This window comes from Spirillospora sp. NPDC000708, from assembly GCF_040299565.1.
GTDB lineage: Bacteria > Actinomycetota > Actinomycetes > Streptosporangiales > Streptosporangiaceae > Spirillospora.
This window is the reverse complement of record NZ_JBEPCJ010000006.1, coordinates 51,097-65,703: the sequence shown is the minus strand read 5'-3', so window position 1 is coordinate 65,703 and position 14,607 is coordinate 51,097. Positions and strand designations below refer to the sequence as shown.

Below are 14,607 nucleotides of genomic sequence, written 5' to 3'. Positions count from 1 at the left end.
AACACAACCCACTGGGGAGCGTGCCGCCTCTCACATTTCCTCCGCCTGGACGGATCCGGCGGAGTCGCCGGGCGGAGCGGCGGCCGAGGGTCGGGGGCGGCGGACCAGGAGGCAGGCGGCGGCCGTCGCGAGGGTCGCGAGGAGGACCAGCCGCCAGCCGTCGTCGAACGCGCCCGCCCCGCCCGGTGCGGCGTCCGAGCCCAGTGCGGCGATCAGCATCGCGACGCCGAGGACGGTGCCGATCTGCCGCGCCATCGTGACCATGCCGGAGCCGGTGGAGAAGTCCCGGGGCGGCAGCGCGGACACCGCCGCGCCGACGAGGGTGGGGAGCGCCAGCCCGACGCCGACTCCGGTGAGCAGCATCCCGGGCAGCATGCCGGCGGCGTAACCGTCGTCCGGGGTCATCATCCACGTCCACCACGCGATGCCCGCCGCGAAGGCCGCGCAGCCGGCGATCGCGATGGGGGCCGCGCCGGTGCGCCGGGCCAGCGGACCCGCGCCGACGGCGAGGCCCGGGACCATCAGCGGGCCGGGCGCGATCGCGAGGCCCGTCCGCAGCGCGGACCAGTGCCAGACCTGCCGGCACCACAGGACCGCCGAGAGCAGCATCGCGGCGAACGCGACCGCGAAGAGCAGGTTCGCCACGGACGCCGGGGCGAAGCCGGGGACCCGGAGCAGCCGCAGCGGCAGCACGGGCTCGGGATGCCGCGCCGACCGGTGCACGAACAGCACCAGCAGAACCGCCGCCGCCACCAGCGTCCCGATGACGCCTCCGGAGCCCCAGCCCCAGTCGTTGCTCTTGACCAGCGCGAGCGCGAGCGCGGCGATGCCCGCCGTCAGCAGTCCCGCCCCGGCAAGATCAGGCCGCACCGCCCGCGAGCCCACCCCGGCGTGATCAGGCCGCGCCGCCCGCGCGGCCAGCGCACCACCCTGGCCCGGCGCACCACCTTGGCCCGAGGCGCCGCCTTGGCCCGGCACGCCGCCCTCGTCCAACGCGCCGCCCTGGGCCAGCGCACCGCCCTGGCCCGGCACGCCGCCTTGGCCCGGCACGCCGCCCTCGTCCAACGCGCCGCCTTGGCCCGGCGCACCGCCTTGCGCCAGCGCACCGCCTTGCGCCAGCGCACCGCCTTGCGCCAGCGCACCGCCTTGGCCCGGCGCACCACCCTGGGCCAGCGCACCGCCTTGGGCTGGGGCACCGCCTTGGGCTGGGGCACCGCCTTGGGCTGGGGCACCGCCTTGGGCTGGGGCACCGCCTTGGGCTGAGGCACCGGCTTGGGCTGGGGCGGCGGCTTGGGCTGGGGCGGCGGCTTGGGCTGGGGCGGCGGCTTGGGCCGGTGAGCGGATGACGCGCGGGCCGGCCAGCAGCACGGCGATGCCGGCGGGAACGTTGACGAGGAACACCCAGCGCCAGTCGAGCTGGGTGAGCAGGCCGCCGGCGACGGGGCCGAGCGCGGCGGCGAGGCCGCTCATCGCGGTCCAGGCGCGGACGGCGGCGAGCCGGCGTGCGGACGGCGCGGCGGCGACGAGCAGCGCGAGCGAGGACGGGGTCAGGAACGCGGCGCCCGCCGCCTGGACGGCGCGCGCCCCGACCAGGGACCAGACATCCGGCGCCACCGCGCACAGCGCGGACGCGACGGTGAAGACGGCGATGCCGCCCAGGTAGGCCCGCTTGGGCCCGGTGCGATCGGCGAACCGTCCGGCGGGAACGAGCAGCGCGGCGAACACGACCGCGTAGGCGTTGAGGATCCAGGACAGGGACGACAGCGACGCCCCCGTGAAGTGCCGCCCGACGTCCGGGAGCGCGACGTTGACGATGAAGACGTCCAGGTTGGCCATGGCGACACCGGCCGCCACGACTGCGAAGACCACACCGAACCGTCCCGCATCCGGTGAAGCCGGTGCGGGGTCTAGCCGAGGCGAAAGCGGAGTCGACGGCGGAGTCGAGGGCGAGGTTGAGGTCGGAGTCGGGGGCGGGGTTGGGCGGGGCGGGGGTGAGGGGGTGGCGGGCGGCATGGCGCTCCTGGTGAGTTGTGTTTTCCAACCATCAAAGCGGAGTAGGTTGGAAAACACAACTCACTGATCGCGAGGGAACGGCCGCCGCACAAAGAACCCGGGGGCGCGGCGTCGCCGCACCCCCGGGTCTTCGGGCCGCTCTAGCGGGAGGGGCCCATGCCGTGGTCCGTCTGTTCCTTCCATGCGTCGAAGGGCCCCTCGACGGAGCCACCCGGAATTGGCAGGTCGACCAAGCGAGCCTCCTCATTCCCTCGACGTCATGTTCACTACAAGACGCTAGTCGGGCAAACCACCCTTCACGCCCAACAGGCCCCAAAGGTGTCGCCAAAGGTCAGAGCAGCGTGTCCGCCCGCTCGCCCTTCACCAGCCGCAGCCGCACCACCGCCGGCACCGACTCGCGGCCCAGCGCCGCCGCCAGCCGCGGCATCCCCTCCTCCTCGATGCGGCTCCGCAGTTCCGCGGGATCCGCGCGCCGCCCGTACGCGACGTTCAGCCGCAGTTCCGGGCGCCGCGACGAACCGATCAGCCGGGCCCGCACCGTCCGCACCCCCGGGTACTCGCCGACCTCGGACTCCAGCGCGTCCGTCACCGCCTTCCCGGACAGGCGCGTCCGCCCGCCGGCGGCGTCCGGCTCCATCGTCAGCCCCGGCAGCCGTCCCGGTCGGCCCTGCGCGAACAGCCAGGCCAGCCCGAGCAGCGCCAGCACGATCACCGCCGCCGCGACCGCCGGCCAGAACCAGTCGTGCTCAGCGGCGTACCGCCGGACGGTGCCGCTGAACACCGGGCCGGTCGCCCGGCCGTGGCCGAACACGCCGGCCCCCCGCGCCAGCCCCGCCCCGCCCACGGCGATCATGAGCGCCCCGACCAGGACCAGCCCGGTCCGGTTGAGATGAGCGGGCCCCCGGTTCATCCGCGCCCCCTGACCGTTCGGTCCCCCGCCATCTAGGTCTCCTTGCGCTTCATCCGCACCTTCACGGTCCGGGGTTGCAGCGGCCGTATCCGCTCCAGGCACGCGCGCACCGCGTCCGTGACGCCGTCCTCCAGCCCCCGCGCGTCGCGCACCGGCGTCTCCGCGACCACCGTCACGCGCCTGGGCCGCAGCCGGACCCGCCGGACCCGCGACACCCCGGTCGCGTCCTCCGCCGCCGCCGCGATCGCCCGGCACAGTCCGCGTTTGCTGACGCCCATCACCACGTCCGGCACGCGGCCGTGCAGCGGGACGACCCGCGACCGCCCGGGCAGCAGCCCCGCCAGCAGGAACACCAGCCCGACCAGCACCAGCCCTCCGCTGATCGCCCGGGTGACCCACCCGTCCCACCGGACGTCCAGCAGCTCCCGGTAGGCGATGACGTGCAGCGACGACCCGAACATCGCGGAGAGGACGTCGATCGCGGCGATCACCGACGCCGCGGTCAGCAGCAGCGCCGCGAGCGAGCCGATCCGGACCCGCCGCGACCGGAACGCGTGCCGCGCCGCCCGGTCCGCCCGCCGCTCCCCCGACGTCCGCGTGCCGTGCGCCGGCACCCGCCGCTGTCCGGCATGCGTGATCATGACACGGTCCTCCCGCCGGGCCGCTCCAGCTCGGCCACGTCGATGTCCACCTGCCGCACGGTGAGCCCGGTCAGCGACTCGACCCGCGTGCGGACGCCCTCGCGCACCCGGCGCGCCACGTCCCGCACCGGCATCGGGTACTCCACCGACAGCGCCACCTTCGCCGTGACGACCTTCCCGTGCACGCGCACGTCGGTGCGGGCCGCGCGGCGCCCCGGCAGCCCGACGCCGAGCACCGACCGGTCGAGGCCGCCCGACCCCGCCGTCTCCTCGGCGGCCTTCGCCACGATGCGCGCCACGACCCGGTCGCTGATCGTCGTCCGGCCCCGTTCCCCCGGCGGACGCGCCTCCCCCGCCGAACGCGCCGCATCCGGCCTGTGCTCGCCGGCAGGTATGTGGCCCTCGCCCGCGTGGGCCTCACCCGCGTGGGCCTCACCCGCGTGGGCCTCAGCGGGCGCTTGTCCGGCGCGTTCCTCGTCCGCCGCCACGCGCCCGTCAGGCTCGGCACCTTCGCTTCGCGCGCGGTCCGCCGTCATCGCGGCCGCCGGCCGGTGTTGAACGAGAACAGCTGGCGGATGTCGAGGTTCCCCTCGATCGCCCGTCCCGTCAGGAATCCGAGGCAGCCCAGGAACAGCACGATGAAGAACGGGCCGAACCCGCCGAACGCGCCCGCGAACCCGAGCGCCACCCCGAAGCCCAGCCCCACCAGGGGCCATATCGGAATCACGTCGCTCCCCCTTCGGCGATGTCGCCGATCAGGACGTGCACCGGGCGGTCCCCGGCGAGCGGGCGCACCGCCCGCCGCACGTCCTCGGCCGTCTCCGGCAGCGGCCGCTCCACCAGCGCCACCACCCCGACCTCGATCTCCGCGTCCCGGACGGCGACGCCGGCGAGCGGCCGCCCCGCCCGGTACGTCATGATCCGCGCCCGCGGCCCGGCGGTCAGCCCGGCCACCGACCGGCAGCCGGTCACCGCCTCCGCGACCCGCTCCACGAGCCGCCCCTTGCCGTCCGGATCCTCACGGGCCCGCTCGGTGCCCTGCCGTGCCGCCGCGGTTCCGGTCGCCGCGCGGGGCGGCGGGCTCTGCGGGACGGGCGGGATCCGGGCATGGGCCTGGCGGCCCGCGCCCTCCGCGGCGGCGGGCCGCGTCCTCCGGGTCCGGGCCGTCATAGCACCCGGGGGCCCGTCGGCTGCTCGGGTTCCTCGCGGTCGTCGCCCGGCAGGTGGATGTCGTCGACCGTGATGTCGACCTCCACGACCTCCAGCCCGCACATGTGCTCGACCTGCCCGATCACGTTGGAGCGGACCGCGTTGGCGAGATCGGGGATCGAGGCCCCGTAGTCGACCACGAGGTCGATGTCGATCGCCGCCTGCCGCTCCCCGACCTGCACCCCGACGCCCTGCGTCGGATCGGCGGCGACGCCGGGAAGCCGCTCCTTCACCGAGCCGATCGTGCGGCTCATCCCCGCGCCCATCTCGTGCACGCCGCCCACCTCGCGGGCCGCCATGCTGGCGATCTTGGCCACCACCACGTCGGCGATCTCGGTGCGGCCGCCGGACGTCACCAGCTCGCTCGACCCGCCGGAACGGGCGCGGCGCAAGCCCTCGTCGGGCCGGTCCTGCGTGGCGACCGTGCCCTCCCTGCGTCCCTCATCCTGGCTCACGGTGTCCCCCCGATGCGTCGGCAATGTGCGATTGATGCTCAGCGCGGATCACACCAAACCCGTACGGCGCGGGCGAATGGCCAGGTCAAGAGGGTTTTACATGCGAAACGGGGGCCGGCGGCGGCACGCCGCCGGCCCCCGCCGCGAAGGGCGGCTAGCCCTTGAACATCGCGCGCATCTTGCGGGCGGCGTCGCCCGGCTTGACCTTGCGCGGCTTGTCCCCCGCGCGTCCGGCGTCGTCGGCGGCCTCCCCGTTGCGGGCCGTGCGGGCCGGGCGCGCCGGGCGGGCCTCGCCCGACTCGTTCCTCCGCTCCGGTTCGGCGGTCCTGCGGTCCACCTTGTCGTTCAGGTCACCCACGACAACTCCCCCGATGTCGCTGACGGATCGTTCGTCCCGTAGGTACCCCGCGGCGCGCCCCTCTACCCCGGGTAGAAGCGGACCTCCGGCCGGCCGACCTGCCCGTAGTGCGGACGGCGCGTGGCCAGGCCGTTCTCGGCGAGGTACTCCAGGTAGCGGCGCGCGGTGACGCGGGACACCCCGGTGAGGTCCGCGGCGGCCGCCGCCGACAGCCCCTCCGGCGCCCCCGTCAGCACCTCGGTGATCGCGTCGAGCGTCTCGCCGCTCATCCCCTTCGGCAGCGACCGGTGGTCCGGCGTCCGCAGCGTCGCCAGCATGCCGTCCACATCGGCCTGCCCCGACACCTCGCCCGAGCCCACCAGCTGCTCCCGGTACCGCGCGTACCGGACGAGCTTGTCGCGCAGCGACGCGAACGTGAACGGCTTCAGCAGGTACTGGACGACCCCGACCGACACCGCCGAACGGATCACCGCGAGGTCTCGCGCGGACGTCACCGCGATGACGTCGACCTCGCTGCCCCCGGCCCGCAGCGCCCGGCAGACCGTCAGGCCGTGGGTGTCGGGAAGGTAGAAGTCCAGCAGGACGACGTCGACCCGCGTCCCCTGGCAGAACCGCAGCGCGTCCGCGCCCGAGTGCACCACCCCCGCGACCGCGAACCCCGCGACCTGCTCGACGTACGAGCGGTGCGCCTCCGCCGCGACGGGGTCGTCCTCCACGATCAGCACCGAGATCATCGGGCCTCCACCGGCAGCCGGACGGTGAACACCGCGCCCTCGCCGGCGCCACCGGCGACCTCCACCGTGCCCCCGTGCCGCCGGACCGCCCGGCCGACCAGCGCCAGGCCGAGCCCGTGCCCCACCGGGCCGCCCGACGACTTCGTCGTCCAGCCCCGGCGGAACATCTCCGGGACGTCCGCCGGATCCACCCCCGGGCCGCTGTCGGCGACCCGCAGGACGAGCCGCCCCTCCTCCCGGCGGACGCTCACCCGGACCCGCGGCGGCCGCACCCCCGCGTTCTCCACCGCCGCGTCCACCGCGTTGTCGATCAGGTTCCCGAGGATCGTGACCAGGTCGCGCGGCTCCACCACCCCGTCGATCGCGGTGTCCTCCGCGATCTCCAGCTCGACGCCGCGCTCCGCCGCCTCCGCGGACTTGCCGAGCAGCAGCGCCGCCAGCACCGGCTCCCGCACCGACCCGACGACCCGGTCCGTCAGCCGCTGCGCCGCCGCCAGGTCCGCCGTCGCGAACTCCACCGCCTGCTCCGGCCGGCCGAGCTCCACCAGCGACACCACCGTGTGCAACCGGTTCGCCGCCTCGTGCGCCTGCGACCGCAGCGACTCCGCGAACCCCCGCACCGTGTCCAGCTCGCCCGTCAGCCCCTGCAGCTCCGTGTGGTCCCGCAGCGTCACCACGTTCCCCATCGCCCGGTCCCCCGACCGCACCGGTGACGTGCTGACCACCAGGACCCGCGTGTCCCCGACATGGATCTCGTCCGCGCGCGGCTCCGGCGACGTCATCGACGCCACCAGCTCCTCCGGCAGCCCCAGCTCACCGACATGCCGCCCGCCGGGACCGTCCGGCGGCAGATCGAGCAGCTCGCGCGCCGCGTCGTTGCACAGCACGACGCCCCCGCCGCGGTCCAGCAGCACCAGCCCCTCCCGCACGGCGTGCAGGATCGCCTCGTAGTACTCGAACATCCCGCGCAGCTCGCCCGGCGCCGCCCCGCGGGTCTGGCGCCGCAGCCGCGCCGCCACCAGCCAGCTCCCGCCGATCCCGATCGCCAGCACCATCGCCGCGATCCCCACCAACGCCAGCAGCCGCCGCCGCAGCTCCGCCGAGATCGCCCGGATCGTGATCCCGACCGCCACCAGCGCCACCACCCGGTGCCCGTCGCCGAACACCGGGACCACCGTCCGCACCGACGGCCCCAGCGTCCCCGTGTACGTCTCGGTGAACTCGTGACCCGCCAGCGCCCGCGCCGTGTTCCCGACGAACCGCCCGCCGATCCGCGCCGGATTCGGATGCGTGTACCGGATCCCCTCCGGACTCATGATCGTGATGAAGTCCACGCCCGTGTCGTGCCGGATCCGCTCGGCGTACGGCTGCAGGATCCGGCTCGGCGACGGCGCGGCCACCGCCGCCCGCACGTCCGGCGCGTCCGCGATGCTCTCCGCCAGCGCCGTCACCGTGTGCGCCGCCCGCTCGTCCGTGGCCCGCCGGGCGTCCAGGTACGCGAGGGTCGCCCCGACCGCCACCAGCAGCGCGACGATCGCCGCCTGCAGCGCCAGCAGCTGCCGGGCCAGGCTCCAGCGTCCGGGCGCCGCCCAACCGGGACGCCGCATCCCACCCGTACCTTTCGTTTCGGCAATGCCGTGAACGAAATGTACACAACCGTGACCGTTACCAGAAGATCGCGCATAGTGACGGGTGCATGCCCTACGACCTGCACAGCTTCCGTGTGCGCGGGCGCCCATCGTGTGCATGCGTCCGCTCCGCGGCGCATGGGCGCCTGCCCGAGCGCGGGCACCCGTCCGGGGCGCGGCGCCGCCCCCGCCCGGCGCCGCCCCGGACGGGTGTCGCGTGTTTGTTTGCATTGCCCTTGGCGTCAGGCCGCTAGACGGCCTTCCTTCGGCGGGCAATGCGTGCGATCGCAGCATCGCTCCGACTCGCCCTGGGGGCTCGCTGCGCGATCGGATTCTCGCTTCGCTCGAATCCGGCTTCGCACGCGATCGCGACGGTTCGGTTGTCGCGTGGCTGGGCCTAACCCCCGCGCCCGTTGCGGTCACCGGTTCCGCTCACGCTCACCCCTAGGACAACAAGCTCCGTGAGCACCGGCACGTCCGGTTCACCCTTGCGCGGCGCGCTCCCTGGACTCCGACAACGCCGCGCCACCGCCCCCTAATACCCTCGGCCCTGCACACCCAGCCCCACATATCTCCAGCCCTGCACACCCCGGCCCGGCACACCCCGAGCCTGGCGCACGCCGGGCCTGGCACACCCCTGCCCGGCACGTCCCAGCCCGGCGCGTTCTGGGGACGTTGGCGCGTCCCCGGGGCTTCGGCGTGCTGCGGCACGGTGCGTCCGCGGCATCCTTTCGGTCCGGGCAGGGGCTTGGCGGCGGTGGGGGTCAGGCGGTTTCCGGGTGGGGCGTCCTCGGGCGCTTCTGCTGTTGCGGGAAGGCCAGGCGGAAGCGGACGATCGCCTTCAGGTCGGGCATGCCCAGGGCGCGGCGGTAGCGCTCGACCGGGCCGGCGCCGAGCTCCCCGTACACCTCGCTGAGCAGCGCGTCGCCGGCGCAGGTCACGTGCATGACCAGGCGCGGCCGGTTGACGGTGCCGGTGAGGCGGACGCGGACGTCCTGGACGTCCGGGAGCTCCTTGGTGGTCTTGACGAGGACGTCCGCGGCGGCGCGGGCGTGCGCGCGGGTCTGCGGGTCCAGGTCGGGCCACCGCAGGTGGACGACGGTGCGGCCCTGCACGACCAGCCATAGCTGCCCGGCGAGCGCCAGGATCTCGGCGACGCCGGCGGCGGCGGCCAGGAACCACGGGCTGCCGGAGGCGAAGCGCACCAGTGCCGGGTCGAGCGGCGGGTGCCCGCCGAGACCGGACACGCCCAGGGCGAGGGCGGACGCGCCGCACAGCAGCAGCAGGGCGCCGGTCGCCGCGATCGGGATCCTCATGTCAGTCCTTCCGCCAGCCGAGCCGGACGTCGACCAGGGGACGGTGCATCGGCTCGATCCTGTCGAGGCGCGCCGTGACCGCGGTGTGCACCAGTTCCTCGAGGTTCGCCGGGTTGCGGTAGTTCGTGGCGACCCGGACGACCAGCCGGCGGCGCAGCACGCCGAGGCCGCGGGCGCGGGCGCGCTCGATGCCGGGGACGGTCAGCGCCGCGTCGGCGGCGGCCCGGCGCAGCGCGGCGCGGCGGACGACGCCCGCGAGGCGCGGGTCGGCGCCGTCCAGCGGGACGCCGCGCAGCCGCCCGGGCGCCGCGGCGAGCAGGAACAGCAGCCCGCAGCCGGCGATCGCGGCGGCGGCCTCGCGGACGCCGGCGTCGCTCCACGGGCGGTGCCGCAGCGCGTGCACGAGGGCGCCCATGCCGGGGACCGGGTGGACGCCGGAGTGCAGCGCGGCGGCGAGCAGTTCGATGGCGGCGATCCCGCCCGCGGCGGTGACCACCAGCGCGGCCGCCAGCCCGGCGAACGCGCGCCGCGGACGGAACTCGCGGACAGCCAGGCGCCGTGCCTGACGCCTGCTGCGTTCTTCCTCGATCAGGTCCTTGACCAGAGCCTCGGCCATAGCCACCCCCGTGAGCCACCGGCACGTCCGGACGATCTCTCACTACTCATAGTGAGGCAATGTCACGTGGAGTGAAACACGCCATGCCGACATCTCACGCTTTCACCTGCGCGAACGGTCAGCGGAAGACGACGGTGCGGTCTCCGTTGAGCAGCACGCGGTGCTCGGCGTGCCAGCGGACGGCGCGGGCGAGGGCGAGGCACTCGACGTCGCGGCCGACCGCCACCAGGTCCTCCGGACTGTGGGTGTGGTCCACGCGGGCGACCTCCTGCTCGATGATCGGGCCCTCGTCCAGGTCGGCGGTGACGTAGTGCGCGGTGGCGCCGATCAGCTTGACGCCGCGCTCGTGCGCCCGGTGGTAGGGGCGGGCGCCCTTGAAGCTCGGCAGGAAGGAGTGGTGGATGTTGATGATCGCGCCGGGGAGCTTGGCGCAGAAGTCGTCCGAGAGGATCTGCATGTAGCGGGCGAGGACGACGAGGTCGGCGCGGTAGTGCTCGACCAGGGCGAGGATCTCGGCCTCCTGCGCGGCCTTGCCGCCGGGCCCGGCCGGGAGGTGGTGGTAGTCGATGCCGTACGACTGGGTGAGCGGCCGCAGGTCGGGGTGGTTGGACGCGACGGCTACGACGTCGATGTCGAGGAGCCCGGAGCGCTGCCGGTAGAGCAGGTCATTCAGGCAGTGCCCGCCCTTCGACACCATGATCAGCACGCGGGGGCGTTCGGACAGGTCGTGCAGCCGCCACTCGAGGCCGAGGTCGGGGGCGAGGGACGCGAACGCGCCGCGCAGCTCGTCGGCGTCGGTGCCGGGCCGGGCGGTGAACTGGACCCGCATGAAGAAGGTGCCGGAGTCGGGGTCGCCGAACTGCTGGCTCTCCACGATGTTGCATCCGCGGTCGGCGAGCACCCCGGAGACGGCGGCGACGATGCCCGGCCGGTCGGGGCACGACAGGGTCAGCACGTATGGGTCCACGTCTCGGTCTCGCTCTCGCCGCGTAGTACCAGCTCAAAGGGGGTCCGGGTGTACGAGCTTACGCGCCGCGGGCCTGTCGCGCGCCCGTGCCGCGCCCATGCCGCGCCGGCCGGTTCGAGGCGCCCGGCGGGGTCGTGCCGCCGGGCGCCGGGACGGCGGGTGGCCGGGGTCAGGCGAGCTTGGTGAAGAACTCGCGGATGTCGGCCACCAGGAGGTCGGGGGCATCGTGGGCTGCCCAGTGGCTGCCGCGGTCGTACTCGTTCCAGTGGACGATGGTGGTGTGGTCGCGCTCGGCGAAGCGGCGCAGCGGCCGGAAGTCGTAGGCGAACGAGGCGAGGCCGATCGGGAACGTGGTCGGCTCGGTCGCCTTCTCCTCGTGGGCGTTCTCGTAATAGAAGCGGGCGGACGAGGCGGCCGTGTTGGTGAACCAGTAGATCGACGCGCTGGTCAGGATGGTGTCGGGGTCGGGGACGCCGCCGAGGAGCTGGCCGATCCAGGCGAGCTGCCCGGACGGGGAGTCGGCGAGCGCGTGCGCGAGGGTCTGCGGCTGCGCCTGCTGGGCGCGGTCGTGGATGGCGTGCTCGACGAACTGCTGGAGGAACCGCAGGTACCGCATGTCCTCGGGGCCGAGGCCCTCGAACTCGGCGGGGTCGCCGGACGGGAACGAGAAGATCTGGTTGACGTGGACGCCGATGACGGCGTCGGGGTGGCGGCGCCCGATCTCGGGGCTGACGATGGCGCCGGCGTCGTTGCCGTGCGCGCCGTACCGGTCGTAGCCGAGGCGGCGCATCAGCTCGTGCCAGGCGTCGGCGGTGCGGGCGGCGCCCCAGCCCTTCTCGGCGGTGTGGCCCGAGAAGCCGAATCCGGGCAGCGACGGGATCACGACGTGGAAGGCGGTGGACGGGTCGCCGCCGTGCGCGCGCGGGTCGGTGAGCGGGCCGATCAGGTCGAGGTACTCGGCGAAGGTGTTCGGCCAGCCGTGCGTGAGGATCAAGGGCGTCGCGTCCGGCTCCGGGGAGCGGACGTGCGCGAAGTGCACGAGCTGGCCGTCGATCTCGGTGGTGAACTGCGGGACCGCGTTGAGCCGCGCCTCGTGCGCGCGCCAGTCGTACTCGTCGCGCCAGCGGGCGACGAGGTCGCGGACGAACGAGACGGGCACGCCGTACTCCCAGCCGGGCTGCACCGGGCCGGCCGGCTCGCCGGTGGTGACCTGGTCGCGCGGGAGCTCGTCGGCGAACCGGACGCGGGCCAGCCGGTCGCGGAGGTCGTCCAGGTCGGCCTGCGGGATCTCGACGCGGAACGGCCTGATCTCGGTGTTCGCGCTGCTCTCAGCCATGGTGAACGGCCCCTTTCGATGGTGTCGCACTGCGTCCAGTCTAGCAGAACGAAGCATTCCGTTCCAGATCGGGAGCGAGTGGGTCGGGCCTTCCAACTCGGACGGCGGAGCCGGTTGGGAAATCCAACCCGACAGGTGATCCCGGCTATCTACTCATGAGTAGTTTGAGAGGAGCCGTTGAGGTTACCTTTGCACGCATGCGCCGGATCCTGGTTGCCGCATTGGCCCTGTCCCTCGTCCTCGCGGGCTGCACGAGCAAGGGCGGCGGCGGCAAGGGCGGCGGCGAGGGCGGGAAGCGGCCCGCGACGGTCGACGGCATCGCGACCGGCGCGGGGACCCACAAGGAGAAGATCGACGTGGGCACGCCCGGGCACCGGGAGTACCTGCTGCACATCCCGGCCAAGGTGGCGAACGGGAAGTGGAAGGACGGCAAGCCCGCGGACAAGCCGGCGCTGGTGCTCGCCCTCCACGGCGGCCTGGCCAACATGAACAAGATGGAGTCGCTCACCGGCTTCGACAAGATCTCCGACGACAAGGGGTTCGTCGTCGCCTACCCGGACGGGTTCATGACGACCTGGAACGCCGGGAGCTGCTGCGGCGCCGCGAAGCTCGGGCACATCGACGACGTCGGCTTCCTCGGCAAGCTGATCGGCAAGCTGACGGGCGCCGGGCTGGCCGATCCGGACCGGGTGTTCGTCACCGGCTTCTCCAACGGCGCGGGCATGGCCTACAAGCTGGCCTGCGAGAAGGCCGACAAGGTCGCGGCGATCGGGGTGGTCGAGGGGTCCCTCGTCACCACGTGCGATCCCGACCGCCCGGTGTCGGCGATGATCTTCCACGGGACGGCCGACCGGAACGTCCCGTTCAACGGCGGCGGGAACCGCGACTTCAACGACAAGCGGCCGTTCCCGCCGGTCTCGCAGGCGGTGGACTTCTGGCGGAAGGTCGGGAAGCTGCCGAAGCCGCATGAGGGCGTCAAGGCGCTCGGCGGCAACACCGACTGCCAGGCGACGGGCAAGGGCGCCCAGGGCGTCGAGGTGACGTTCTGCAAGGTCGAGGGCGGGACGCACGAGTGGCCGTCCGAGGCGGCCGAGATGCTGTGGAGGTTCTTCGACGCGCATCCGCGCAAGGGCTGACCCCTCGCCGAGGAGCCCCTTCACCGCACGCCCGACGGTACGTGAGAGCTTTTCACATTTACCGCTATTGTGGCAGTGTGGCACACATGAACCTCCGGGACCGCTACGACGCCGCGACCACCGGCCTTGAGGCGCCGTTCGCCGTCGTCGACCTCGCGGCCTTCCGCGCCAACGCCGCCGACCTGGTGCGCCGCGCCGCCGGCAAGCCCATCCGGATCGCCAGCAAGTCGGTGCGCTGCCGCGCCCTCCTGGAGGAGACGCTCGCCATGGACGGCTTCGCCGGCGTCATGGCCTTCACGCTTCCCGAGGCCCTCTGGCTCGCCAGGGAGGGCGTGAGCGACGACATCCTCGTCGCCTACCCGACCGCCGACCGCACCGCGATCGCCGAGCTGGCCGCCGACCCCGCCGCCGCCCGCGCGATCACCCTGATGGTCGACTGCCCCGAGCACCTCGACCTGATCGAGGACGCCGCCGGCGACGCCCGCGTCCGCATCTGCGTCGACATCGACGCGTCCTACCGGCCCCTCGGCGGCCGGGTCCGGATCGGCGCCCTGCGGTCCCCGCTGCGCACCCCGTCCGACGTCGCCGCGTTCACCGAGCGCATCCTCAAGCGCCCCGGCCTGCACCTGGCCGGGCTGATGGCCTACGAGTCGCAGATCGCCGGCGTCGGCGACCTGCCGCCCGGACGGCCCGCGCGGGGCCGCGTCATCCGCGCCATGCAGCAGCGGTCGCGGATGGAGCTGGCCCGGCGGCGCGCCGCGATCGTCCGCGCCGTCCGCGACCTGACCGAGCTGGAGTTCGTCAACGGCGGCGGCACCGGCAGCGTGGAGAAGACCGCCGCCGAGCGCGCCGTCACCGAGATCGCCGCGGGCTCCGGGCTGTACCAGCCGCACCTGTTCGACTACTACTCCAACTTCACCGGACGGCCCGCCGCGCTGTTCGCGCTGCCCGTCGTCCGCCGGCCCGGCCCCGGCGTCGCGACCTGCCTCGGCGGCGGCTACCTCGCCTCCGGCCCCGCCGACGACATCCGGCTCCCCCGGCCCTACCTGCCCGCCGGCCTGTCCTTCGACCCGAACGAGGGCGCGGGCGAGGTGCAGACGCCGCTGCTCGGCCGCGCGGCCGACGAGCTGCGGATCGGCGACCGGGTCTGGTTCCGGCACACCAAGGCGGGCGAGCTGTGCGAGCGGTTCGCCGACCTGCACCTCATCGACGACGACCGGTTCGTCCGGACCGTCCCGACCTACCGGGGCGAGGGGAAGACCTTCCTCTAGCCCCCGCCGCCGTCCCG

The 14,607-nt window shown here is 74.1% G+C and carries 16 protein-coding genes; 2 read left to right on the top strand and 14 right to left on the bottom strand.

Annotation, left to right across the window (positions count from 1 at the left end):
* Positions 1-30: 30 nt before the first annotated feature.
* The 14 genes from ABT299_RS07000 to ABT299_RS06935 form a co-directional block, all read right to left on the bottom strand.
* Positions 31-1,869, bottom strand: a complete 1,839-nt coding sequence (locus ABT299_RS07000; protein ID WP_500250069.1) for an MFS transporter — start codon at positions 1,867-1,869, stop codon at positions 31-33.
* A gap of 475 nt (positions 1,870-2,344) precedes the next feature.
* Positions 2,345-2,923 (bottom strand): Asp23/Gls24 family envelope stress response protein, encoded by a 579-nt coding sequence (locus ABT299_RS06995; RefSeq protein ID WP_500250068.1) that lies wholly within the window; start codon positions 2,921-2,923, stop codon positions 2,345-2,347.
* Between the two features lie 32 nt (positions 2,924-2,955).
* Complete coding sequence (locus ABT299_RS06990; protein WP_500250067.1) at positions 2,956-3,564, bottom strand: DUF6286 domain-containing protein; 609 nt, start codon at positions 3,562-3,564, stop codon at positions 2,956-2,958.
* A complete protein-coding gene (locus tag ABT299_RS06985) occupies positions 3,561-4,100 on the bottom strand; it encodes an Asp23/Gls24 family envelope stress response protein (RefSeq protein ID WP_500250066.1) in 540 nt (179 codons plus the stop codon). Before ABT299_RS06985 ends, ABT299_RS06990 begins: the two co-directional genes overlap by 4 nt.
* Complete coding sequence (locus ABT299_RS06980) at positions 4,097-4,291, bottom strand: hypothetical protein (protein WP_194737750.1); 195 nt, start codon at positions 4,289-4,291, stop codon at positions 4,097-4,099. The genes ABT299_RS06985 and ABT299_RS06980 overlap by 4 nt, the downstream gene beginning before the upstream one ends.
* Complete coding sequence (locus ABT299_RS06975) at positions 4,288-4,734, bottom strand: hypothetical protein (protein ID WP_500250065.1); 447 nt, start codon at positions 4,732-4,734, stop codon at positions 4,288-4,290. Before ABT299_RS06975 ends, ABT299_RS06980 begins: the two co-directional genes overlap by 4 nt.
* The gene (locus ABT299_RS06970; protein WP_387026755.1) at positions 4,731-5,228 is read right to left on the bottom strand and encodes an Asp23/Gls24 family envelope stress response protein; all 498 of its coding nucleotides are present in this window, start codon (positions 5,226-5,228) and stop codon (positions 4,731-4,733) included. Before ABT299_RS06970 ends, ABT299_RS06975 begins: the two co-directional genes overlap by 4 nt.
* Before the next feature lie 154 nt (positions 5,229-5,382).
* On the bottom strand, positions 5,383-5,586 hold the full coding sequence (locus ABT299_RS06965) for a hypothetical protein (protein ID WP_190868274.1): 204 nt from the start codon (positions 5,584-5,586) through the stop codon (positions 5,383-5,385).
* 62 nt (positions 5,587-5,648) lie between these two features.
* Positions 5,649-6,320 (bottom strand): response regulator, encoded by a 672-nt coding sequence (locus ABT299_RS06960; protein ID WP_190868273.1) that lies wholly within the window; start codon positions 6,318-6,320, stop codon positions 5,649-5,651.
* On the bottom strand, positions 6,317-7,927 hold the full coding sequence (locus tag ABT299_RS06955; RefSeq protein ID WP_387026754.1) for a sensor histidine kinase: 1,611 nt from the start codon (positions 7,925-7,927) through the stop codon (positions 6,317-6,319). The genes ABT299_RS06960 and ABT299_RS06955 overlap by 4 nt, the downstream gene beginning before the upstream one ends.
* 785 nt (positions 7,928-8,712) lie before the next feature.
* The gene (locus ABT299_RS06950; RefSeq protein WP_500250064.1) at positions 8,713-9,264 is read right to left on the bottom strand and encodes a hypothetical protein; all 552 of its coding nucleotides are present in this window, start codon (positions 9,262-9,264) and stop codon (positions 8,713-8,715) included.
* 1 nt (position 9,265) lies between these two features.
* Positions 9,266-9,880, bottom strand: coding sequence for a DUF6286 domain-containing protein (locus tag ABT299_RS06945; RefSeq protein WP_500250063.1), 615 nt, complete (start codon positions 9,878-9,880; stop codon positions 9,266-9,268).
* A gap of 118 nt (positions 9,881-9,998) precedes the next feature.
* Positions 9,999-10,847 carry a formyltetrahydrofolate deformylase gene (purU, locus tag ABT299_RS06940; protein WP_190868384.1) on the bottom strand — a complete coding sequence of 283 codons (849 nt, stop codon included), beginning with the start codon at positions 10,845-10,847 and terminating at the stop codon, positions 9,999-10,001.
* 169 nt (positions 10,848-11,016) lie between these two features.
* Positions 11,017-12,183 (bottom strand): epoxide hydrolase family protein, encoded by a 1,167-nt coding sequence (locus ABT299_RS06935; RefSeq protein WP_500250062.1) that lies wholly within the window; start codon positions 12,181-12,183, stop codon positions 11,017-11,019.
* Positions 12,184-12,380: 197 nt separating this feature from the next.
* On the opposite strand from ABT299_RS06935, the gene ABT299_RS06930 reads away from it, so the two are divergent.
* Positions 12,381-13,319 carry a CE1 family esterase gene (locus tag ABT299_RS06930; RefSeq protein ID WP_500250061.1) on the top strand — a complete coding sequence of 313 codons (939 nt, stop codon included), beginning with the start codon at positions 12,381-12,383 and terminating at the stop codon, positions 13,317-13,319.
* A gap of 86 nt (positions 13,320-13,405) precedes the next feature.
* Positions 13,406-14,590: an amino acid deaminase/aldolase gene (locus tag ABT299_RS06925; RefSeq protein WP_190868387.1), complete on the top strand. Its 1,185-nt coding sequence runs from the start codon at positions 13,406-13,408 to the stop codon at positions 14,588-14,590.
* Positions 14,591-14,607 lie beyond the last annotated feature (17 nt).